This is a genomic window from Amphritea sp. (assembly GCF_048266285.1).
Taxonomy (GTDB): Bacteria; Pseudomonadota; Gammaproteobacteria; order Pseudomonadales; family Balneatricaceae; genus Amphritea.
In genome coordinates this window covers 41,142-65,345 of the sequence record NZ_JBLWZV010000006.1, presented here as the reverse complement: position 1 = coordinate 65,345, position 24,204 = coordinate 41,142, and the positions used below count along the sequence as shown (strand labels likewise).

Annotated in this window: 18 protein-coding genes; 3 read left to right on the top strand and 15 right to left on the bottom strand. The window is 48.6% G+C overall.

Annotated elements, in window-relative coordinates; all coding sequences use genetic code 11:
* Positions 1–16: 16 nt before the first annotated feature.
* Positions 17–361 (bottom strand): metalloregulator ArsR/SmtB family transcription factor, encoded by a 345-nt coding sequence (locus tag ACN0T0_RS09385; protein ID WP_417225394.1) that lies wholly within the window; start codon positions 359–361, stop codon positions 17–19.
* 168 nt (positions 362–529) lie between these two features.
* Here ACN0T0_RS09385 and ACN0T0_RS09380 point away from each other — a divergent pair, with 168 nt between their 5' ends.
* Positions 530–1,237 carry a TatD family nuclease-associated radical SAM protein gene (locus ACN0T0_RS09380; protein ID WP_417225392.1) on the top strand — a complete coding sequence of 236 codons (708 nt, stop codon included), beginning with the start codon at positions 530–532 and terminating at the stop codon, positions 1,235–1,237.
* 76 nt (positions 1,238–1,313) lie between these two features.
* Here the strand turns inward: ACN0T0_RS09380 and ACN0T0_RS09375 are convergent, their stop codons facing one another.
* The 4 genes from ACN0T0_RS09375 to ACN0T0_RS09360 form a co-directional block, all read right to left on the bottom strand.
* Positions 1,314–2,954, bottom strand: a complete 1,641-nt coding sequence (locus tag ACN0T0_RS09375) for a putative bifunctional diguanylate cyclase/phosphodiesterase (RefSeq protein WP_417225390.1) — start codon at positions 2,952–2,954, stop codon at positions 1,314–1,316.
* A gap of 386 nt (positions 2,955–3,340) precedes the next feature.
* A complete protein-coding gene (putA, locus tag ACN0T0_RS09370) occupies positions 3,341–6,964 on the bottom strand; it encodes a bifunctional proline dehydrogenase/L-glutamate gamma-semialdehyde dehydrogenase PutA (protein WP_417225388.1) in 3,624 nt (1,207 codons plus the stop codon).
* A gap of 325 nt (positions 6,965–7,289) precedes the next feature.
* Complete coding sequence (gene putP / locus ACN0T0_RS09365; protein WP_417225386.1) at positions 7,290–8,759, bottom strand: sodium/proline symporter PutP; 1,470 nt, start codon at positions 8,757–8,759, stop codon at positions 7,290–7,292.
* A gap of 419 nt (positions 8,760–9,178) precedes the next feature.
* Positions 9,179–13,972: an NAD-glutamate dehydrogenase gene (locus tag ACN0T0_RS09360; RefSeq protein ID WP_417225384.1), complete on the bottom strand. Its 4,794-nt coding sequence runs from the start codon at positions 13,970–13,972 to the stop codon at positions 9,179–9,181.
* Positions 13,973–14,257: 285 nt separating this feature from the next.
* On the opposite strand from ACN0T0_RS09360, the gene ACN0T0_RS09355 reads away from it, so the two are divergent.
* Complete coding sequence (locus tag ACN0T0_RS09355) at positions 14,258–14,719, top strand: Lrp/AsnC family transcriptional regulator (protein ID WP_417225382.1); 462 nt, start codon at positions 14,258–14,260, stop codon at positions 14,717–14,719.
* Between the two features lie 107 nt (positions 14,720–14,826).
* Complete coding sequence (locus ACN0T0_RS09350; RefSeq protein ID WP_417225380.1) at positions 14,827–15,714, top strand: DMT family transporter; 888 nt, start codon at positions 14,827–14,829, stop codon at positions 15,712–15,714.
* On the opposite strand, the gene ACN0T0_RS09345 is transcribed toward ACN0T0_RS09350, so the two are convergent.
* The 10 genes from ACN0T0_RS09345 to ACN0T0_RS09300 form a co-directional block, all read right to left on the bottom strand.
* A complete protein-coding gene (locus ACN0T0_RS09345) occupies positions 15,711–17,873 on the bottom strand; it encodes a hypothetical protein (protein ID WP_417225378.1) in 2,163 nt (720 codons plus the stop codon). The two genes, ACN0T0_RS09350 and ACN0T0_RS09345, sit on opposite strands and share 4 nt — an antisense overlap.
* Before the next feature lie 97 nt (positions 17,874–17,970).
* Positions 17,971–18,321 (bottom strand): hypothetical protein, encoded by a 351-nt coding sequence (locus tag ACN0T0_RS09340; protein WP_417225376.1) that lies wholly within the window; start codon positions 18,319–18,321, stop codon positions 17,971–17,973.
* 18 nt (positions 18,322–18,339) lie between these two features.
* On the bottom strand, positions 18,340–18,915 hold the full coding sequence (locus ACN0T0_RS09335) for a PASTA domain-containing protein (protein ID WP_417225374.1): 576 nt from the start codon (positions 18,913–18,915) through the stop codon (positions 18,340–18,342).
* 17 nt (positions 18,916–18,932) lie between these two features.
* On the bottom strand, positions 18,933–20,216 hold the full coding sequence (locus ACN0T0_RS09330; protein WP_417225372.1) for a PASTA domain-containing protein: 1,284 nt from the start codon (positions 20,214–20,216) through the stop codon (positions 18,933–18,935).
* Between the two features lie 3 nt (positions 20,217–20,219).
* Positions 20,220–20,885 carry a hypothetical protein gene (locus ACN0T0_RS09325; RefSeq protein WP_417225370.1) on the bottom strand — a complete coding sequence of 222 codons (666 nt, stop codon included), beginning with the start codon at positions 20,883–20,885 and terminating at the stop codon, positions 20,220–20,222.
* A gap of 21 nt (positions 20,886–20,906) precedes the next feature.
* Positions 20,907–21,836 carry a hypothetical protein gene (locus ACN0T0_RS09320; RefSeq protein ID WP_417225368.1) on the bottom strand — a complete coding sequence of 310 codons (930 nt, stop codon included), beginning with the start codon at positions 21,834–21,836 and terminating at the stop codon, positions 20,907–20,909.
* Positions 21,837–21,885: 49 nt separating this feature from the next.
* A complete protein-coding gene (locus ACN0T0_RS09315; protein ID WP_417225366.1) occupies positions 21,886–22,443 on the bottom strand; it encodes a hypothetical protein in 558 nt (185 codons plus the stop codon).
* 25 nt (positions 22,444–22,468) lie between these two features.
* Positions 22,469–23,029 (bottom strand): hypothetical protein, encoded by a 561-nt coding sequence (locus tag ACN0T0_RS09310; protein ID WP_417225364.1) that lies wholly within the window; start codon positions 23,027–23,029, stop codon positions 22,469–22,471.
* A gap of 42 nt (positions 23,030–23,071) precedes the next feature.
* The gene (locus ACN0T0_RS09305) at positions 23,072–23,560 is read right to left on the bottom strand and encodes a hypothetical protein (RefSeq protein WP_417225362.1); all 489 of its coding nucleotides are present in this window, start codon (positions 23,558–23,560) and stop codon (positions 23,072–23,074) included.
* Between the two features lie 14 nt (positions 23,561–23,574).
* Positions 23,575–24,198 carry a hypothetical protein gene (locus ACN0T0_RS09300; protein ID WP_417225360.1) on the bottom strand — a complete coding sequence of 208 codons (624 nt, stop codon included), beginning with the start codon at positions 24,196–24,198 and terminating at the stop codon, positions 23,575–23,577.
* Positions 24,199–24,204 lie beyond the last annotated feature (6 nt).

Sequence of the window (24,204 nt, the reverse complement as noted above, 5' to 3'; positions counted from 1 at the left end):
AACGACGTCCTTTTAGTTAGCAGCATTGATCACTGCGACCTGGTCGAGCACCCATCTGCTGTAAACGCTGCGACTCAGTTTCCATATAGCCTTCATTACCCGTGGTTGTTTGCAAAAGCACATCACGATACCAACTCGGTAGATCCGGATGAATACGGTAAAACACCCATTGACCCTGACGACGATCCATCAATACGCCCGTTTTTTTTAACTGCGCTAGATGACGAGAAATTTTGGGTTGACTTAGTTCGAGCGCCACCATCAGTTCACAGACGCACAACTCTTTATGCTGTTGAATAAGTAACACCGATTTAAGTCGAGTCTCGTCGGCGAGGCTCTTAAATAGATCAACTGGATTCATAAAACACTACCGCTTCTTTATATATGGAAAATCATATATGCATTATTGTGAATATAAAAGTGAATATTTAATTAAATACACACTTGTGCAGCGAATATTGATCACTATCATCTCCCAACCAATAGGATGCTGCTACTCTGCGGCTCTAACGTCATAATGGATCAATTCATGCATTCCCTTAAACACACCTCAGAGCACAATGCTGACGACGATCGCCATCACACAACCGCGCGCCCTAATCAGAGTCAACCCGCGCCACGGCTCAATGCGATTGCCGATGATGAAACACTGGTTTATCAGATTGATAATAACTTGTATATCAATCTAACTGACCGCTGCACCCTTGCCTGCCAATTTTGCCCCAAGCATAATGGCTGCACCGAGGTAAAAGGTTATGATCTTAGCCTCGACATACGTCCGGCGGCGCAACAGATCATTCGACTGATCGGTGACCCTAACCGTTACGATTGCATCGTTTTTTGTGGATATGGTGAGCCAACATTGCGACTCAAACCGCTGCTGGAAATAGCCCATTGGGTCAAGCAGCAAGGTGGGATAACCCGTCTAAATACCGACGGACTGGGTAACCTCGTTCATAAGCACAATATTTTGCCTGAACTCAGCCAGTGCATTGATGCGTTATCGATCTCACTCAATGCGCAAAATGAAGCCGTGTATATCCGCCATTGCCAGCCAGCCCTGCCCGGCTCATATGCAGCCATGTTAGCCTTTGTGGCACAAGCCCCAAATTATATAAAGGATGTCAGCGCCAGTGCGATCAATGGACTCGAGGGGGTCGATATTGATGCCTGTCGGCAGTTGGCAGAATCTCGGGGGGTTAAATTTAAACAGCGGGAACTGGATGTGGTGGGATAAAAACGCGGCCCGCAACCACGGCCAACAAACCGATATAACAGCGCTTATCGAATAGGGCTTAAGTGGACTCTGCCATTTAAGCCCTACGATCACCTCTCGCGAGGCCCCATTGAGCAAAGGCATCTTTCGGCATTGGGCGTCCCAGATAATAGCCCTGCACAAGGTCACAGCCTTCAGCCTTCAATAATGACAGTGTCTCAAGGTCTTCAACGCCTTCTGCGGTAACTTCTAGGCCGAGGTTATGAGCTAAGTTAATAGTGGCATTAACAATCACCGCATCACTCTCATTTTGAAGAATGTCAGACACAAAGGAGCGGTCTATTTTAAGCTCTTTCAACGGTAGCTGTTTCAAGTAGGACAATGAGGAATAACCGGTACCATAATCATCAATAGAGAATTGAAACCCCATCCCATGTATGCGATTAATCACCGCCATCGCGGCATCAGGGTCGGTCATCAGTGAGCTTTCAGTGATCTCTAGGGTAATCCAGCGAGGGTCGATCCCCGTGGCCCCTTTGATACCGGAAATAAGGTCAGGCAGCTCTGGATTATTAAGATCTTTAGCCGACAGGTTGATGGACACAACAATATCTAACCCCTGTTTATGCCACTTGGCACACTGCGCAAAGCTATCCTGTATCACCCAACAGGTTAACCCTTGAATCAGTCTTGAGCGTTCCATCAACGGGATAAAGAGGTCCGGTGACAATAACCCATGTTTCGGATGATTCCAGCGCACCAACGCTTCGGCACCTGTTAACAGGTCATCCTCCACTCGAATTTTGGGTTGATAAAACAATTCCAATTCTTGATTTTCTATCGCCTGATGAAGCTCGCTCATCAGGGTCAACTGTTTTGGGCTGTGGGCGTCAAAGGATGGATCATAGATCGCACTACCCTTATTGGAGTTCTGCGCCATATATAACGCAATCCCCGCCCGTTGCACTAGGGTATCAACATCGGTCCCGTGCTGCGGAAAGTGAACAATACCAATATTCGCCTGAGCAGAGAGCTTCACCTTCTCGATATAAAAAGCATCATGTAATACCCGGTGGACACTGTCCGCCAGCTCCAATACCTTTTTTTCAGACAGCAGCTCACTAATCAATATACTAAAAACGTTACTTTCTAAGCGCGCGATGGTCAGCGGGGACGGAAAGGCACTTTCTAAACGTACCGCAATCTGTTTAATCAGGCTATCGCTACTATTGCGGCCTAATGTATCGCTAATCTCTTTATAGTTGGACACTTCAACCAATAACACCGAAAAAGCAGCCTTACCCCGTGGTGAGACAATTTGCTGCTCGACCCGATCATAAAACAACTCTTTATTGGGCATATCAGTGAGTAGGTCGTGGGTAATGCTGTGACGAGCCTGTTTTTCAAAGGTATCCGCCTTATCACGTAGCTCTTTGGTTTGATCCATTACCATAGCGCTCGCTTCATAGGCCAGCACGGTGCTTGAATACTGCCCCCAGAAGGCAAATACAAACGGGATAACATCTAGAATCCAGAGTGCAAAGTTAGTCTTTTGCACTTTAATTAAACTGGAAATATGGATATTGCCAAATTCAAGGTGGGATACGGTCAAGGTAGCAACAATCAAAGCCACAATGGCGATTGTGATGCCCTGCCAGGCGGTTTTAGAAACACGAGAGCGTAAAACTTTAACATTGTTATGCAGAAAATCACTGGTGGTACTACTTCTTACACTCACAACTGAACTCCTTGTTGTCGTCATTCATGCCCCCGATATCAGCAATATACAGTGAACAGCAAAGCTATGCCTGATAAACATCAGTGCACTGATTGAAACTGCCAAGCCTCCTTGCCCTGTATTAAATTACCTGAAAGCTGCATAAAAACAGCCATACAGTTGAGCTACTACCACTCTATCCTAATCTGGCGGTCGCTTTAAGTTATTTTTACGTATTTTAGTTGTATACGCGCATAAAAAAAGCCCCTCTAAACGAGGGGCCGAAAAAGTTGTAACTCAGACGATACTGTCCAACGCTACTACCCCCTATGTAGAGAGGGCTTAAAATGTGCCACTAAGCCACAGCCTGGCTTGGTAACAACAGTTCAGCGATAACCCGTAGCACCTTATTCAGATGCTGCAATCAAGCTCGCGTTGCCACCTGCTGCCGTAGTATCGACACAAAGATGTCGTTCCAGAGAGAAACGATCGGCCGCATTACGTTCAGTAATCAGAGGAATAATAACGCCGTTACGAGACGCTAATACTCGCCGATAAGCTTGCAATACCTCATGATCGGCACCACTCGCAATCGCCGCAAAACCGGTTGCGCCGGCCAGTGCTTCCGGATTCAACAGACCATCAATTCCTTTAATCGGTACACCACTATCTGCAGCCGCCTGACACTCAGCCGCAGCACCCGGCGCGACCACCACTGCGGCGTTGCCCTGCGACAAGGCCTGTATGGCATGTGCCATCGTGGTGGCCAGGTCCGGCCCCAAACAGAGTACCGTGCCCCGTGCATGGGTTGATAATAGATTCAATTCACCGGTAGGCCCAGGCATCGGCTCAGCATCATGTTGCAGTGATGAGAAGTCGATATCTTGATGACTAAATAGTGACTGAAGCTTTTCGATACGTGCGTTATCCATTGCCCATTGACTATTATCCAAACGATCAATGGTCTGCTGCAGTGTTGCGGTACCCACCTCAGCACTCAACTCTGTCGTCATCGGAGGCACCGCCTCAACCCGCATAAAGCGTTTCACATACTGTGGACCACCCGCTTTGGGCCCCGTACCGGATAAGCCTTCTCCGCCAAACGGCTGAGAACCGACAATCGCGCCGATTTGGTTGCGATTGACATAGATATTACCCACTTTAATGCGATTACAGATCTGTGCGACACGATTATCAACCCGCGTATGCAAGCCAAAGGTGAGGCCATAACCGGTCGCATTGATGCTATCAACCACTTTATTCAGGTCACTGGCTTCAAAAGTGACCACATGTAGCACCGGACCAAAAATCTCTTCTTCAAGTTCGGCAATGCTATCAATCTGAATCACTGTTGGCGCAACAAACAACCCCTGATCAGGAATAGCCAAAGACTTCAGTACACGCCCCTTAGCAGCATATTTTGCACAATGGGCTTCGATCTTCGCTTTCGCTGTCGCATCAATCACCGGACCAATATCGGTGCTCAGCAACCATGGATTACCCAAACGCAACTCATCCATCGCGCCAAACAGCATTTCTAATAAGTTATCGGCGATATCTTTCTGTACATACAACACTCGCAATGCCGAACAACGCTGTCCCGCACTTTGGAACGAAGACGCCAGCACATCACGCACGACTTGTTCGGGCAACGCCGTTGAATCGACGATCATCGCATTCATACCGCCGGTTTCAGCCACTAACGGCGCATCCGCTGCCATGTTCTCTGCCATTACCCGGTTAATCCGTTGCGCGGTGCCGGTAGAGCCCGTAAAGCAAACCCCGGCAATCCGGCTGTCTGATGTCAACGGCGTACCAACAGCCACACCGCTACCAGGCAATAATTGAATGACATCCGTCGGGATACCCGCCTGATGCATCAGTTCAACTGTGCGGGCTGCCACCAATGGAGTTTGATCCGCAGGCTTAGCCAATACCGCATTGCCCGCCGCCAGTGCTGCGAGCACCTGACCCGAGAAGATCGCCATCGGGAAGTTCCAAGGAGAGATACAGGTAATCACACCCCGTGCATCGCCCTCAGCCTCATTACGCTCGGCTTCATTGGCATAAAAACGGGCAAAGTCGACGGCTTCGCGTAACTCCCCGACAGCATCGAGAAGAGTTTTACCTGCTTCACGGGTCACAAGAGAGAAGAGTTCTGGCGCATTTTGCTCTAGTAAGTCGGCGACCTTACGCAGACAAGCCGCTCGCTCCGCCGCGCGGGTTTGTGACCAACGACAATAACCCTCTTGGGCGGCAACAATCGCGCTTTCAATATCCTCTGGACAGCTTTCAATCACCTGACCTACCGTGTCATCCGGGATCGCCGGGTTATGAATAGCAAGGGCTTTTTGGCTCACTGATTGACCTGCAATCATCGGCGCCGCCTGCCACTGAGCAGTCTTAAAGTCCGCCTGCTGTGCTGCTAATTCGGCAATTTGAACGGGGTCGGTAATATCCCAACCGCGAGCGTTTTGACGTTTTTCACCAAACAATGCCGCCGGACGAACAATGGCCGCACTGCTGATGTTTTCACCCATCGCTTCAATAGCGGCAAACGGATCTCGAGCAATATCTTCCGGTTTGATACGCGTATCGACAATCTGATTAACGAACGAGCTATTCGCACCATTTTCTAATAAACGGCGTACCAGATAGGCCAGCAGGTCACGGTGAGCACCAACCGGCGCATAAATACGACAGCGAGTTCCCTGCCCCTGCAAAACGCTATCGTGTAATGATTCACCCATACCGTGCAAACGCTGAAACTCAAATGTTTTGTTATCTAGATCACGCGCTAGGTGCAATATACCCGACACCGAATGGGCGTTGTGGGTAGCAAACTGCGGATAGATACGATCGGTCATCGCCAATAACTTTTCGGCACAGCACAGGTAAGACACATCGGAATTCACCTTACGGGTATACACCGGGAAGCCATCAAGCCCCATCTCCTGAGCACGCTTAATTTCCGCATCCCAATATGCGCCTTTTACTAGCCGCACCATGATTTTACGATCGAGGCGATTCGCCAGTTGATATAACCAATCCAGTACAAACGAAGCCCGTGGGCCAAACGCCTGCACCACGATACCAAAACCATCCCAACCGGCCAGTGCTTCATCACTCAATACCGCTTCAATAACATCCAGTGAGAGATCTAAACGATCCTGCTCTTCGGCATCGATGTTGAAGCCCATATTCGCTTGTTTAGCCTGTAACGCTAGGGATTTTGTGCGTTCCACCAATTCGGTCATCACCCGGTCTTGCTGGGCAAATTCATAACGGGCATGCAACGCCGACAATTTAACCGAGATACCCGGATTCATACGAATATCCGTGTGGATACAAGCGGGGGTCAGCTTACCGATCGCAGCACTGTAAGCTTGATGATAACGTAATGCATCGGCATCGGTACGCGCCGCTTCACCGAGCATATCGTAAGAGTAAGAATACCCCTGCTTTTCAAGCTTACGCGCCCGGTTTGTGGCTTCTTCAATGGTACGCCCTAGGACAAACTGACGCCCCAGCTCTTTCATAGCCTGACCTACCGCGGTGCGAACCAAGGGCTCACCCAGACGCTTAACCATACCCCGCAGAGTCTGAGTCACACCTTTATCTTCACTCGGTGCAATCAGCTTACCGGTCAGTAGCAGTGCCCAAGTCGAGGAGTTAACCAATGACGACTTAGATTTACCGAGGTGCTCACCCCAGTTACCCGATGCGACTTTATCTTCAATCAAAGCATCGATGGTCAAGGCATCAGGCACCCGCAATAGAGCTTCGGCTAGACACATCAAGGCGACACCTTCTTTGGTGGTCAGACCATATTCACCGAGAAACTTTTCCATCATTGAAGGTGAACTATCATTACGAACACGAGTAACCAGCTGTGCCGCATTAGTGGAGATCTGTTGACGATCTTCAACCGTCATACGGGCATTGTTCATCAGCTCACGGATGACCTGGCTCTCATTAGCCAGATAGTGCTCTCGAATTTTAGTCCGGAACGGGTCAGTTGTGTTTGTCATAATCTCACCTTCAATCGTTATCACCGCTTTAACAACGTATCTAAACGGCATTTGTTTTATCTATTGTAGCTACACATCAAAAGTCAGTTTCACTATTTTATATAATTTATTAGACGTATTTTCTTTATTTAAAGAAAATATAAAAACTTATGACATAAACCTGACAAAAAACCAACCCAATAAGACCATAGTAAAATTTATTTTTAGGACATGAAAAAGCCCCGCATAGCGAGGCTTCATCATAATGAGTATAGGTCGATATCCCGTCAAACGACGAACTATCGTGTGGTATTAATAAATTAACACCGGGAGGCAGACAGCTTGCTTAGCTTTTCAGCTCGACTAATACCTTCTCAAATCGCTCTTCAATGGCTCGAATAGGCGGTGCAGTAAACAAAGACACACCAATAACCGCAATGAAAGCAAAAACGACACCGGGAATGATCTCATAGACATCAAACCAACCACCGGTTAGTTGCTTCCAAACGACCACGGTAACGCCACCGACAATAATACCTGCGAGCGCACCGGCCTTGTTCATCCGCTTCCAGTACAGTGACATGATCAGCGCAGGACCAAAGGCGGCCCCAAAACCAGCCCAAGCGTAAGAAACCAGACTCAATACTTTAGAATCTTTATCTAGAGCGAGGAACGTGGCGATCAAGGCGATAACAATCACAGCAATACGCCCTACTTGTACCAACTGTTCTTGGGTTGCTTCTTTATTAAACAGTGCTTTATAGAAGTCTTCTGCTAATGCAGAAGAGGACACCAGCAACTGAGAATCAGCTGTACTCATCACTGCCGCCAGAATAGCCGCCAGCAGAATACCCGCTACCGCAGGATGGAACAGTGTATTCACCATGACCATAAATACGGTTTCATGATCGCCCAGACCTTCCGGCAGGTAACCAATCGCAGCCAAACCGATGAGGCAAGCACCGGACATTGAGATGCCGCTCCAAACAACCGCGATACGACGCGCAGCAGGCACAGAGTCTTTACTCTTAATACCTTTAAAGCGCGCCAGAATATGGGGTTGACCGAAATAACCCAGCCCCCAGCCCAATAGCGACAGTGTGCCGATCAACGTAATAGCACTACCATCTTTATTGGTAAACATATCCAACAACTCTGGGTTTTTCGACTCAACCGCAGCAAGCGTGGCGTCAATACCACCGAGTTCACCAATCGCCACCAGTGGCACCATCACCAGCGCACCAACCATCAGTAGGCCTTGCACTACATCGGTCCACGAAACCGCCAAGAAGCCACCAAACATGGTGTAAGAGATAACCGCAACTGCACCGACAATAACAGCAATGCTGTAATCAAAACCAAACACAGTTTCAAATAGCTTACCGCCGGCCACTAAACCCGAACTGGTGTAAAACAGGAAAAAGACCAACACAAAAAATGCCGATACGACGCGTAGGGTATGACTGGTATCGTGAAAACGTTTTTCAAAATAAGCCGGCAGTGTCAGCGCATCACCGGCCTGCTGAGAATAAACCCGCAGACGTTGCGCCACCAGCAACCAGTTCAACCATGTACCGGCCAGCAGGCCACCCGCCAACCAAAAAGAGCCATACCCTGCCGCCATCGCATAGCCGGGTAAACCCATCAGCAACCAGCCACTCATATCAGATGCTCCGGCACTCAGAGCACTTGGAATAGGCCCTAGGTTACGCCCACCCAGAACATAATCAGACAGATCCTGAGTTCGGCGATAAGCCACTACACCAATCGCTAACATCAGTATCAGATAGATGATAAAAGTAATCGTAATTACCATTCAGTAAACCTCATCGTTATTATATTGTACCGCGATTTCCCGCTGGTCGTTTTTTATAGCTGACCACACTTACAGCATTAACCCTGAAGTTATAAACCCCTTTGAGTCGCCTTGTTTTCACCGAAAAACAGACACAAAGAAGCGGATCGAAGCATGGCCAAATGAACGGGCAAGCTTACAGAACAACCGCTAGACTTTTTACCTTTTTTACGCAGCATTAAGAAAGATTATGTCTATATTCAGCAACAGCTATTACAAATACGTACTTATATTCCGTTTTTTAGGTAGATATGACTTTATAAACCATAAAAAAAAGCGATTCAGAAAATACCTCTGAATCGCTTTCATGTTTTGCCTTATGCCACATTACCCCGAATACAGCGCCCTTATCTGCTAGGCGTTTCAGAGCATTGAATCGCTTAACTCAATTCCAACAACACACTCAGTGCCACTGAGAAAATTGAAGAATCAATTACCTTGGTGTTCTGAATATCCTTAAGGGTATAGTGCCAACGCGCTATCTGTGCGGCTCGGTCTTCTTCCCAACGCGCCAATCGCTGCTCCACACTGCTGCCCGTATCACCTGACTGCAGCACTTTAAGCGTTAACGCTCGGTGCTGATTATCCAGCTCGATCCGATAACTATTTTTCGCCAACGCCTGCCAATGGTTGATAGCACTGAACTGACGGATTTGCTTATCCAACCAAATTAGATTCAAGCTGGTGCCTACACCGAAGTAAGTAATTGCAACCTGCTCAACATCTTCATTGGTTTCCCGCGCGACATCGATCACATCCAACAACCAGTAGATGTTTTCACTGGCGGCGCAGAATGCAGCAAGTTGCCCCGGAACACCAACGTCCGTATACCGGTCATACTTCTCTTGCAGTCGATCAGCCGGAATCACTTTATGGATCTGTTCGTCAGAAATGACCACCTGATCGATAGCTGGTTTATACACGTCAAGACAGTTTTGCATATCCAAACCATCACGGTGATGTCGCAACAACCATTGGGTGCCTCGGGCGAGCAGTTGAACCAGGTCCTTCATCATCGCCACCTGCAACTCCGCAGGTACCTGATTATCCAATGATTCAATCTGCTGCCACTGCGCTTCGATATTAAATATCTCACGGGCCACCATATAGGCCGCGGCGATATTGGCATAGCTAGCACCAATAGCAGAGCTAAGATTGTTAACGAAAGTAATTCCCATCCGGTTGATCAGATCATTAGCGATCTGAGTGGCGGTAATCTCGCGATGCAGACGATGATTATGCAGCGCCTCTGGAAACTCCTTCAGCAAACGAGCGGGAAAAGCGGTTTCCATCTCTTTAGCAAAACCCTGATTCTCGGTCAGCCAAGAGTTAATCAGTGCCTGTTTCAGTTCGATTCGTGCATAGCAGATCAGTACTGACAGTTCAGGACGGGTTAACCCCTTGCCATGTTCCCGTCGCTGCTGCAGCTGTTTCTCTGTTGGCAGAAACTCGAGTTCAGGATTGAGCTTGCCCTCACGCTCCAAGCTCTTAATTAAGCGAATGTAATCATCCAATGATTCCTGCGCGACCGTTTCGGCAATATTCAGCGCTTGGGCCTGACGATAGTTATTCTTAAGCACCAGCTCAGACACATCATCGGTCATGTCCCGTAACAGCTGATTACGCTGCTTCATGGTCATATCGCCCTGACTAACTAGCTCGTTTAGCAGAATTTTGATGTTCACTTCATGGTCGGAACAATCAACCCCACCGGCATTATCGATAAAGTCGGTATTGGATGAACCACCATTCAGCGCAAACTCAATCCGCCCTAACTGGGTAAAGCCAAGGTTGCCGCCCTCACCCAGCACCTTGCATCTCAGCTCACAACCATTCACTCGCAGGTTATCGTTCGCTTTATCGCCCACATCCGCATGGCTCTCTTGCGTGGCTTTCACATAGGTGCCAATGCCGCCATTCCACAGCATATCCACCGGTGCTTTTAGCAAGGCATTGATCAGATCGTTCGGTGCCAAACGGTTTTCAATAATCGCAAACCGCGCCTTCATCTGCGGTGTAATCTCAATCCATTTAGCCGAACGGGAAAATAAACCGCCCCCCTGACTAATTAACTGACTGTTATAGTCGGCCCAACTGGAGCGCGGCAATGCGAACATCCGCTTACGTTCTGCAAACGCACTCGCCAGATCAGGTTCTGGATCGATAAAGATATGCATATGGTTAAATGCTGCCACCAAACTGATCTTTTCAGAGAGCAACATACCATTACCAAACACATCCCCGGCCATATCACCGATACCGATAACGGTGAACGCTTCCTCTTGGGTATTAATGCCCTGTTCACGGAAGTGACGTTTAACCGACTCCCATGCGCCCCGAGCGGTGATACCCATACCTTTATGGTCATAGCCTTGGCTACCACCAGAGGCAAACGCATCACCTAACCAGAAACCATACTCTTCGGAAATGGAGTTGGCGATATCAGAGAAGGTCGCCGTCCCTTTATCGGCAGCAACCACCAGATAAGGATCGTCTTCGTCGTGGCGCACTACATCTTTAGGATGAACAACTTCACCGGCGACGAGGTTATCGGTAATATCCAAAAGCCCACGAATATAGGTTTTGTAGCACTGGATACCTTCGGCTTGAATCACTTCACGATCATTGGTATCAGGCATCCGCTTGCAAATAAAGCAACCTTTAGCCCCCATCGGCACGATCACCGAGTTTTTCACCTGCTGCGCCTTCACCAGACCCAACACTTCGGTACGATAATCCTCCATTCGGTCGGACCAACGTAGGCCACCCCGGGCAACCTTTCCGACCCTAAGATGAACACCCTCAACCCGCGGAGAATAGATAAACACTTCAAACTTAGGTTTAGGTTGTGGGATATCCGGAATCGACTGGGAATCAATTTTGAATGAGAAATAAGCTTTATCGGCCCCCTCAACCTGCTGATAAAAGTTGGTTCGCAAAGTAGCTTTAATCATCACCATAAAGCGGCGTAAAATTTTATCATCATCCAGACTGCTAACACTTTCCAAGGCATTCAGAATGCTTTGCTCGATAGCTTCTTCTTTAGCCGCATCCTGCTTACCCGGCTGAAAGCGGCAACGAAACAGCTCAACCAACTGGCGGCTAATATCAACATTACGCACCAACACATCCGCAAGGAAAGGCTGAGAGAAACCGAAACGCAGTTGTTTGATGTAACGACCGTAGGCCCGCAGCATGGCGACTTCTCGCCAATTAATACCCGCAGCAATAACCAGTCGGTTGAATTCATCACTATCCGCCTGACCATCCCAGACCTTGGCAAAAGCTTCTTGCAAAATGGTTTTAACTTTATCCAGCTCGACCACCGTCTGGCGGTCATAGCTAACACGGAAATCACTGATCCAGAACTGTTTAGCATCCCGGTCGGTAACTACATAGGGGTGCTCACTCATGACTTTCAAACCGAGGTTTTCCAGCAATGGAATCACATCAGACAGCACCAGCGGATGATCAACACTGAACAGCTTAAACTTGAGTATCCCATCAGACTCTTCAAACGAGCGATAGAAGCTCATCGCAATGTCATCTTGCGCTTGCAAATATGAGATGTGCTGTAGATCGTAAACACCGTTCCCGGTAGAGAAATTTTCTTTATAAGCCGAACTGAAACCACCTTTAAAGCGGTTAACAAACCGACTACCCTTCTCTTCACCATAGGTTTCGATCAGGCTGATATTCAGATCATCATCCCAAGAACGGGAGATCTCTAGGATTTTGGCCTCGATTGTATCGAGATCTACCTTTTCCTGCTGATCGGGATCGCCATAAATAACAAAATGGGTTCGCGACAGCACCGAATCGGATATCTGAGAGTTGGCTTCATAATCCCGCCCATGCAAGCCTTTGTACAGCAAGCTAAGTACCGAATTACGCAGTTTAGTGGTGTATAAATCACGGGGAATATAATACAAGCAGGAATAGAAACGCTTACTGGCATCTTGGCGCACAAATAAGCACGCCCGCCGCCGCTCCTGCATGTTAAAGATACCGATGCTGGTTTGTTTCAGATCACTGGTTTTCGCTAGGATCAACTCTTCACGAGGCATATCCGTGAGGATTTGTACCAAAGCCTTATGGCTATGTCCGCCCGGCTCGAAACCACATTCGGTGAGAATGCTGATCAGTTTTAGCCGTACAACCGGAATCCGTAACGGGTTGGTCAAGAAGACGGTCGAAGTATACAAACCATAAATGCGGCATTCACCACACACCTGACCTTGATCATCGAAGCGTTTAATAATGATCAGATCACGATACACCGAGCGATGCACGGTTGAACGCACCACATCTTTGCTGAACATGACCAAGTTATCGGCCAAGACAAACTGCTGCTCTAACTGACTCAACTCTTGGCTTTTAAGCGAATGACGCTGAGTACCTAGTTGTGAGCCTTCAACCATATCAACAAAGACTTTGCCCTCTTGCTGACGAATCACCGCTTCTTCATAGCCCTGGAAGATAAAGTTCTCATCCAGTAACCAGTCCAGCAGTTTACGTGTCTCTTTGATTTCAGGGCTATTAGCATCACGAAGACGTAACTCCTCTTTAAGCTCGAGGGTTTTCTCCTTGATGGGGGTGAAATCATCAACCACCGCTTTAACATCGGCCAACACTTTCAGCAGGCCGTCACGTAATTCGTCCAAAGTTTCTTGAGATGAATGACGTTCGATTTCGAGATAGATCAGCGACTCAACCTGAGATTTTTCATCCCGTTCACGGGCGCGCTTAAGGCTTTTTAACTTGTGGGTCTTAGTACGCTCGCAGGCCAGCACACAGTTATTAATCGTCAAAATGCCCAGCTCGCGACGGTTAAGTTCCATCCTAACCGAGTCTACCAAGAACGGCACATCGACATTGTGTACTTGAATGACCGTATGGTTAGAATGCCAACCGTGCTGTTCATAGTCTGGGTTAAACACACGAACATCCGGTGCAGGGGCTTTGTAGTCTTGCATTAGTTGCCAATAAGACAACGCCGTCGAGTAAAGATACTCCAGTGAGCGACTCTGTAACTCTTCCGGTGCGGCAACACTAAAAAACTTTTCGGTAAATAATTGCATCGACGGTTGCAAGCTCTTGCTCACTTGAGCGCAAAGCTTTTCGCTGAGTAGATCAATAATCTGTGACTTGGTCAGACCCACTAAATCATGCATGTTGTATAGACTCCAGGTAGCTTTCGCTACGTCCGGCAGGTACCGGATTGTTATTATTCCCTGTATCGGCTCAAACAACGGCCAAACGACCGCACGGTTGTGCAGATACCCACGATAACGTTATCCCGACAATAACAGGATAGGCACAAAATTCGATTGATATCAGTTAATGACAAAGTATAGGAAAAGAATAGAAGTCTTTTTCACTGTATTTTTGTTTTTTATAGCCGTATCCTTCTCATAACGATGTTTTACACAAACGAACAACCAGAACAATAAAATATTATGGATAAACTGGATAAACTTGATATGGCTATTCTGCGCGAGCTGCAGAAGAATGCCCGTATTACCGTCACCGAACTAGCATCCCGTGTTGGCCTGTCTAAGACCCCTTGCCAAATCCGTATGAAGCGATTGGAAGAACAAGACTATATTCTTGGCTATATCGCGCTGGTTGATCAAAAGAAATTAGGCACCAAGCATGTCGCCTTTGTTCAGGTAAAACTCAGTGATACCAAAACCAAAGCATTGCAGGCTTTTAATGAAGCCGTAAGAGAGATTCCAGAGATCGAACAGTGCCATATGGTCGCGGCTAATTTTGACTACCTGCTTAAGGTACGTACCACCGGCATGGAATCCTATCGGGAAGTTCTTGGAGAGAAGATTTCTTCGCTACCCTATGTGACTCAAACCAGCACCTTTGTGGTCATGGAAGACATCAAAGATATTGAAGCTAAGTTGCTCTAAAATAGACGTTTATAGCACCCCGTAGCGTAGCGCTAATGATGCGGCCCTAAGGCTATCAATGTAGCGCTCAATATACCTCTCCAACGATCTAATACAGAGTAGCGACAGTGAACCGAACGTCTCTTATTTTGGCACTTGCAGTGGTGCTTATGTGGTCGACCGTTGCCACCGCCTTTAAACTAACACTGGCGTTGATCAGCCCCTTACAGATGCTTTGGATTGCCGTGGCAACGTCCTTTGTTATTCTCCTATGCGCGACAATCTGGCAACAAAAACTGCCATTAGCGAGGCAGTATCTGAAACAATCGGCCGGTTATTTTATGCTGCTGGCACTACTCAACCCGACCCTCTATTACCTCATTCTATTTGCCGCCTATGACCTACTTCCGGCCCAGCAGGCACAAGCATTAAATTACACCTGGGCGGTCGTTTTGAGCATCATGGCCGTGCCTTTCCTAGGGCAAACATTCACCCTAAAAAAACTGATCAGCATTATTTTGGCCTACAGCGGTGTGATCGTAATCGCCACCCAAGGCAACCTGCTATCATTGGATTTCAAAAATCCACTCGGCGTTATCCTTGGCGTCGGCAGCTCGCTGTTCTTTGCCAGCTATTGGATTCTCAACACCCGCAATCCACGTGATGCGGTCGTTTCACTGCTACTCTGTTTTGGCCTGAGCTTACCGGTGCTGAGTGTGTTAATGCTGATTCAGGGCCAGATCACCGCTCTGCCTTGGCAAGCGGTGGCTGGCGGGATCTACATCGGCACCTTTGAGATGGGCTTTGCTTTTCTCCTTTGGATGCAGGCGATGAGAATGACCGATAATACGGCGCAACTGAGTAATCTCGTCTACCTGTCACCGCCTTTATCATTGATATTGCTAGCGACCCTCGCCGATGAACCCATCATGATGTCAACCATTGCCGGACTAATACTGATTATCAGTGGTGTATTGTTTCAGCAACTCAAGCGCAAACATCGCCCTTCCAACTAAGCGATTAATGCTTCTATCAACTCTTCGGTTTGTTCACGTTTGTCCGTATCCGTTAACTGATCAAGACCGAAGAGATAGTTTAAAGCGGTGCGTGCACTACTGCGCAAGTCTTTAATCGTAGCCGTATGATGATAGCGTCTCACATCCTCAAAATAGGTATTTAAACGACCATCACTGCCTAGTCGATGAGAAAACTGTGCTGCGCCGCCAAGATGCTCAACCAACCCTTCGACTAAAGCCTCGCTATTGCTATCCGAAGTAAAGAAGCCAATAATCGCGCCCACCAGACCTGCAATGAGAGCAGCCACAAACAACACCGCAGCCAACGGTGGAACTTCAATAGTGCCTGCTGACATCCATAACATAAATCCAGCCAGACTCAGAATACCGCTCGCTAAACCAAAGCCTGCTACCGTCATGCCTGCATAATCTCGGGTTCTATGCTCCTCTGCCATCATCGCACTACTGGATGCAATGGCAGCCAATGAACCGATAACACCTAAAACGCGTGCCGTGGCAGCCGCACCCGCTGAACCACTGCCGATAACACTCTGTTGAACATATTTAAAACGCTGTAGCGCCTGAATTAGGGAGTTAGCAAAACCAGAAAACTGAGCAATCGTATCGCCCCATAAACGGATTCGGGTAATCATACTATCGGTCGTCGTGGTAACCGCGCTAACGAAGGCGTTAAGAAATAGTATGCCGGTGATCATCGACATAAACACGCCCCAGCCAGGGCTACTCATCACTTCAGAGTTGACGACACCTCGACTCCACGCTTTCACCTGCAAAAGTTCTTCCGGGTCAGATGAGCTTAGACGTCGAATCAATTCACCTTTATTCGATCCCACCATGCCAATTAACTCAGCGGTCACCTCAACGATAAGGTCACGCAAAATACGCCCAGCACTGGGCGCTAAAGAAGCCATCTGAATCATCTTTGGCATCGATGCTTCCATGACCACCATCAATAGCGAAGGAGGCCCCGGCAGATTACCTGCAATGGTAGGTACAACACTAATCTTAGCGGCCACCGTTGCTAGACATGAAGGGTTAGCAAAGCTACGCCATTCACCGCTAACAATCATCTCCAGAGCGGGTTGTAAGCGATCAGTAATCATCGTTTCTGCATGATTACTGGTAGCAATAACACGATAACAGGCACCCAATTTACGGTAGATATCATGCATGAAACGACTGCTAATCATCGTGTCGCTATTACATGCCTGAGCCAGCAAATCATTGAGACGACTACTCCCCTCTAACATCGCATATAAACTGTCGGTATCTCCGCGGATAGCCTGTTGCAGTAAACGGGCTCTCTGAGTCGGCTCCCTGCCTAGAGTCTCTTCTGCGTATGTTTTAAGCGTCGTGAGTTTCGTTTGTAAGGTATCTATTTTGCTCTGTTCGGACGCAGAATAGGCCGACTCCGGATTAGCCTCGGCTAGATTAATAAACTCCATGAGCAGTTCAAGTCCACCCAACTCCTGCTTATAGGGCTGAAGAATACGTCCAAGCGCCTGCTGATTTGTCGCTACCCGTTCAGCTTTTGCCATTGCATTATCCATTTCAGCCAACAATAACGAGCTGAGTTGCTGAATGTCTGCCGACACCAGTGCCGTGCGATTCAGCGCCACTTCCTGCTCTAGCGCTTCAGTGCGTGGCAGAATCAGTCGATAATTGCCACCAACAGGCAAGCTCCAGCGATGATAGCGGGGCGTTCCTGCCGCTGCATCGCCATTCATAACGGCCCTTAAGGCCGCCGTTTGTTCCTCAACGGAAACCGCATCGCCACCCACATAACGACGATAAAGGTTCGCTCTGATAAAGCCATTAGGTCCATTGTGCCAATTTAAAATATGGCTAAACAATGTCCTTCGATCCAATTTGAGCATCTCCGCTAAAGCGCCGATCGTCGGTCGCCCATGGGCTTCGCTATAGGAACTCAACTCAACCCGCACCAGAGGATAATTAAAGTTAGCGATCCGATAAAGAAAGACGCCGGCAATCCGGGTGCGTTCATTTCGGTCAGCATGACGCACATCCTCTATCTGCTGATTATAAATTTCAGAATAATTGACCGCATCACTGACACAGGCAAACTCTTCGCTTATATCAGTGCCGGGACTGGTCACTTCACAGACGTCATTACACATATGTTTGCTCCCTTGCCACTGGCAGATACCCACCACCGACACTTAATCTTTTTCCAGACAGACTTACACCGAATGAATGCGTTTATCCGTAAGTGGTTTAATCTGGCGCATCATCGTCATCCGATGGTTCAGGCTGGATATTAAAGCGCTCATCGATCGGCGGCATAGGTACCGTTTCAGGATCGGGCCAAGCCCCCTGCTGCTGTAAGTTTTGCTGTATCTGTTGCCCATTAAGCCCCGGCATATCACGCAGCATCCGTAGACTCGCAATTAAGCTACTGAAGCCCTGTTGATTTTGCTGGCTATTATTACTCAGGCTGACAGAGCCAACTCGCCCTAGCCCTCCTGCAATGGGATTTTGTAGGTCAAATGCCTCACCTGCAGGGGCATTCTGCTGCTGAGACACCCGCCTTAGTAGCGATTCAATTTGCTGACCACCGTTACTCATATTAGACTCCTACGACGCTTAAACGCCTACCGTGACCACATTACCCGCATCAATAAAGGCTCCCGCCACCGGCTTTGTCGAAGACACAATAGCTGAATCTTTGGCATTGGCGGGTGCAACTTTAAACTCGATGCCTATTTTCTCAAGCAGCACTTTTGCCTCCCCTAAAGGAATACCCGAAAGCAATGGCACCACCTGCATATTGTCGATCTCAAGCGGCGCGGGTACAGGCCTAAAGGTTAGTTTTAACTTACTCGCACCTTCGATTTTAAAATCATATTGATTCTGATAGCTGGCATCGACGGTTGTGCCTTTTATCTCGGTTTTAACCTTTCGGTCACTGCCGATCGACTGCTGCACCGTCAACGCCATACTGATTTCCGCTTCCGCTTCGGGAATTACATACCAAGTAGGACGATAACCAATCCGCCGCATCTCCTTGAGTAGCTCATCGTCGAGGCTATAGATCTGCTTTAGATTTTCGATGGTTTTCGCATCGATCGCATACTGAGCCTGCGCGACACCGATACCCATCTCCGCGATCATATCGCCCAGCGGCGTCGCCAGTACTTTGGTAAAAGGATTCTCTGCCATAACCGTCTCCTTGAGACTCAAATACCGACAATCAGGATAATCTGAGTATCAGGCTGCAATGAGGTGTTTGCTTTAGGATGCTGACTAATGATTTGCCCCGCCGAAAAGGAATCTTTTTCAGAGAGCTGCTGCTCATACCAGAATAACTGATCCTGCAAGCCGTCCAATTTTCGTTCTGCCAACTGCCGGGTATAACCACTCACATCCGGCATTTTAAAGTCACTTTCCGCCTGATCCGCGCGACTATCCGCATCATCCAAATTGAGATCAAAGCGTACATTACCAAAGCAATTTGAGGGGATACGGGCAAGATCATCGGCGGTTTCAAACAGCATCAGATCGGTCTGGTTGGCCGCCGCAACGACTTTCAGATCAACACTCGCTTTACTGATACGATACCCCCTCTGCTTCGCCAGTTTATTGCTAGCGCGGGAGATCGCCTCCGAGGCAGAAAAAATAAGGTCTTCGCTTTTAACTGTTTTCGCTTTAATCGGCACAACCTCGCCACCGCGCTGAACCAAGCCTTCCAACTCGCCGATTCGGTTATCTTTTTGTTGCAGTTGGCTCTGAAGTTCAGCAACCCGCCGTCGCTCAACGATTAAACCATCGACGCTAGGCCTTTTTTGCAGTTCTATCTCAAGCTTTTTACGCTGCTCCTCTTTTAATTCAAGTTGTCGGGATAGTTCACTCAGCTGACCACTACCCCGCTCCAACTGTTTGATCTGATCATCCCGTTGTTTCAGTTGTGACTTTAACTGTGTCACCTGGGTTTTCTCAGCATTGAGCATCTGTAGTGTTGGCCGCGTCTCCAATTCTCGTTCGAGGGTTTTACGGCTCTGCTCCTGACGCCGCAACTGTAGGGCTAGGCTTTTCGTTTCTTCATCCAGCTTGAGATTTTGGGTTTCCAATGACTTGAGTTTCTTCGTCTCAGCCGCGCTAATACTCGACGCCTTATTAATAGTGCCCGTAGGAATACTATAGAGAACCGTCGATGCTAAAGTGATCACTGGCTCATGGCTTAATTTTATTATGCCGAAATCGATGGTTTGCTGACTATAGGTTTTAGGTGTATTGCTGGCGTTCACCCATTGGCTATTCAGCTTCACTTTGAGCAACACCCGCGGCAGAAAGCCACTAAAGCGGCTACCGCAAACCATATTCAACACACCATTAGCTGCACTTTTACCGGAGGCAACGGCCGTTACTCCACCGTTCATGGTATAAAAAAACAGCTGAGCATCCGTATTGACCAATGGCTTGTTGTTGCTATCTCGTAACACGGCTTTAATTTTGGTAGCCATAAATTATCGTCCTTGTTCAAAGCGATACAATAACGTTTGAGACTGTCCAAAGAGGTCCGCTATCAGTGCTATAATTTGCCCTTCAGCCTCTTGGTTTGAAATCACCAAGCCCGCGCTGGCATAACCCTCCTCATCTAACACAAGTGCGGCGCGCTCCAATCGAGTCGAGGGTTTAAGGGCGCTTTTACCCATTTTTGCCGACAGCTCTCGATCAATATTCAATTCAACCACGGCCCCCTTAAGCGAAGCATCTGCGGTTGTTAATGCAAACACCTTAACCTCAGCCTTACGCGCCGATAATCTCTCGACACTGAGGCTTAATTGGATTTGCGGCACTGTTGAGTCGAGCGGCGCAGCAACCATCACCCCTTTAATAATGCTGGTAGCAGAACTGCTGCTCTGCTGTTGTGACCCTTTGACCGGCAGAAATTGCAATTTAGCTTTTGCCAGACGGGAGGACGTGCGTCCAGAGCCCACCGGTGTGCTATTCGCCGTGGTCATCTGCAACTTCAGCTCAAACTCCATACGCGGGATGTGATAAACCATACTTTGCTGACCCATAGCATTCATCACCGGGTACTGATTCAACCGACTTTGCGCCTTACTCAGGCCCTCCGCCAGATTGATCAGAAAGTCATCCAGGTTTTGCCCTTTAGCTACGTCATCCATTCAAATATCTCCTGGTACTGATCAACTAAAAAAAAGCTTTTTTTCCTGCTGCGCTAGGCGTCTGCGCGCTTCTAGTCGTTCAACTTGTCGTTCCTGTGCCAGCACTGCTAGGCGCTGTTCACGCTTCGCCTCAGCCCTTGCCTGTTGTTCCATTAACATATCGTTCTGGCGCTTCGCCGCTGCCCGCGCCTCTAAGAGCGATTGCGCCTGAGCTTGCAGTTGCCGATCCCGCTGCACTTGCCAGCGTTGCAATGCTTGCCGTTCAGCTAAACACGCTTGTTCTAAACGCTGTCGTTTGTGACTTTCAAGCAGCGCAGCTTTAATCAACGCTTGGCGCCGTTGCAAAGCCTGTTTCAAGATCAACTGCTGACGCAGATCATTTTGCGCTCGCTGCCGTTCACGTTCTGTCACACGCATCTGTGCGTTGGCTCGTTGAACTCGACGTTTATCCTGCTCAAGCTGCGATAAGCGATGCTGCCACTGTAACGCCTGACGCTTTTTCTGTTTTAACTTCTCCTGCCGTGCTAACTCAGCCTCCTGCATCCCCCGATCTAGCTGTAAACGCGATAACGCCTTTTGCGAAATCTGCCGCCTCACTCGACTGCGGTATGACTCATGCCGTTGCGCCTTTTGCTTATCTGCTAAGCGTGATTCAGCGGTATGCTGGGGCATTGAAAAACGCTGTTCATTCCAATCAGGAGCCACCGTATGCCCGGTGAGCTCATTCAACTGCTGTTCCAGTGCTTGCTGTCGATTAACTAGCTGCTTTAACTCATCCGGAACACTCTCCATCGCTAACAAATCAGTCAGTGAGCGCTGCTCAGCCTCCGGCAACGATTCAGCGATGGAGGCTCCTGCCGGTGGACTAACCTCAAGCACGCCTTCAAGCGAGTCGGCCGAAGACTCCGAAGCCGATGCTAAGGCTGTCCAATCAAGGTATTCGCTCGACATTCGATAACCTCATCATGTTGACGACTAAGTCCATAAGTCCAGTGCCCGATTAACCATCTGCCGCTTTATTTCTCTCCACGATGGCGCGGATACGCTCTTCAAGCACCGCCGGTGCCGGCGTCGGTAGAATCTTCGTCCGCATCAAACTCGATCCCTCTGCGCTGTAGTTAAATTTGTTCGCATAGCGAGCACTAACCGAGGTGGTTCTCGCCCGTGCCATGCCCATTCCCAAGAAGCCACCTGCCATCGCACTGATGGTTTTGGTCGATGATTTACGCTCAAACTCCGAACTTTGCGTGAAGCTAATCGAGACTTTTATTTCGATCAGTGATTCGGTGAACTGATAGAAAGTGGGCGTAAATCCCAGCTCTAGCAGCGACATCTCTTCACCATCAAATTTAACCAGCGATTTTTTCGTGACCGTGGTGACTTCACCGGTCACGGGATCGACTTCTGGCACCTCATATTCACCGCCCATCATCTGGGCAAGTCTAAGGCTAGTTTCATCCATCGCATATTGGGCCTCTGCAATTGCAAGTCCCATACTGGTAATCATCTCCCCAAAGGGAACATCACTCAGTTCGCGTCCAATACTTGGTCTGGCCATCGTTATTCTCCTTTAGGTTGCAGTCTTACGCTTCTGCCTCATCCTCAGTATCGAACAGCTCTCTCACCCGTTCTTCAAAAATAGCAGGCGGTGGAATCGGCACTAGATTACACCGCAGTAAACTCGCGCCCTCGGCACTATAGCTATATTTGCTGGCATAGGTTGCATCTACGGTGGTGGTGCGAAGTTTTGAGCTACCGCCGAAAAAGCCACCAAATGCAGGTTTGCTGCGTTTAGTACCGGTCGTTTTCGTGTTCCGGGTATAAGAGCTTTCCCGAGTTATTTTGATGGCGATTTTGACTTCAATAATATTATTGGTGAATTGATAGAAAGTCGGTGAAAAACCCAGTTCCAACATACTCACCTTCTGCGCCTTACCATCAGCATCGGTGCCAAAATAAACGCGTGAATCCTCCGTACCGGTAACCGTGCCCGCTTCATCGAGAATAGGTACACGTCCTCCCATCATCTGCGCCACACGGATACTGGCTTCATCCAGTTCGTACTGCGCATCGGCAATGGCAAATGCCATCTCCCTGATCATCTCCCCCATGGGGACATTAAGTAAGTCCTGACCGATCGACATAGTTAACTCCTTGCTAGCCCTGTAGCTGTTGTTAAGTAAGCGTTATTCCGTTTCTATAGGCGGGTTTGCCTGCTGCCTGCTAGCAATCCAGTTTTGAAATGCATTAGGCGGTGGAATCGATGAGATCCGTGCCGTAATCGAACTACTGGCCTCGGATGAAAAACTGTATTTATTACTAAATTCGGCACTCACAGTAGCGGCAAACATCACGAAATAGACCGCGCCACCGACAGTTGCAGAAGTGCCAAACTTGCTTTCCGTGGTGGTCGATGTCGATAATGAAACACGAATATCGATCGTCGCCTCATTGAAGTGATAGAACACCGGCGCAAAGCCCAGCGAGATGAGTGACACCTTTTCACCATCACCAATATCGACACCATGTTCTTCTGCATCACCCAATTGCATCGCCATCTGAATAGAGTTGCTATCCATCGCTCGCTGAGCCGATGCGATCGCAGTACCTAGCTGCGTTAAGAGCCCCGGCAACGGTGATTTCTCTAATGAAGCCATCACTTTGCTGTTCGACATCGCACTATCCTCTGTTAGCCTGGATCTACTGGATCTACTGGATCAACGGGATCCACTGGAGCGGGATCCGGATTAGCTGGTTCAGGATCAACCGGATCCGGCATGGGTGCCGGGCCATCTGGAGCGGAAATCGTGCCGCCGCCAGAAGCCGCGTGGTTACGAATAGCGTCCAAAAATGCTTGCGGTGGCGGAATCGACTTCATAGTGGTTTTAATCCGCGATACCGCTTCCATATCAAACTCATATTTATGGTGTAGATCGAAGGAGATAGTGCCGGCAAAGGCCACCGGTAATCCGGCGCTTTCGGTGCTGCCGAGCCCGGCTTCAACACCAAAGTCGATACCGGCTTCCACCCGTACCGAGATCGTCACCTTAAACTCCATCTCCGTTTCTTTAAAATGATAGAACTGCGGAATAAAGCCCAACTCCAGCAGGCTACGTTCCCGAGACGTACCATCAACATCGTTGAAGCTCACCCGGGTTTCGCTCAGCATGGTGGCCGCCCGAACCGAAGTCGAATCGAGTTCATATTGCGCGGCGGCTATCGCCTTCGCTGTATTTTCAATCAACTTAGGGATAGGTACATCCATCAACGCCTGTCCCGGCGTCATCCCAGCTACCTGATTATCAAAATTCATCTCCCT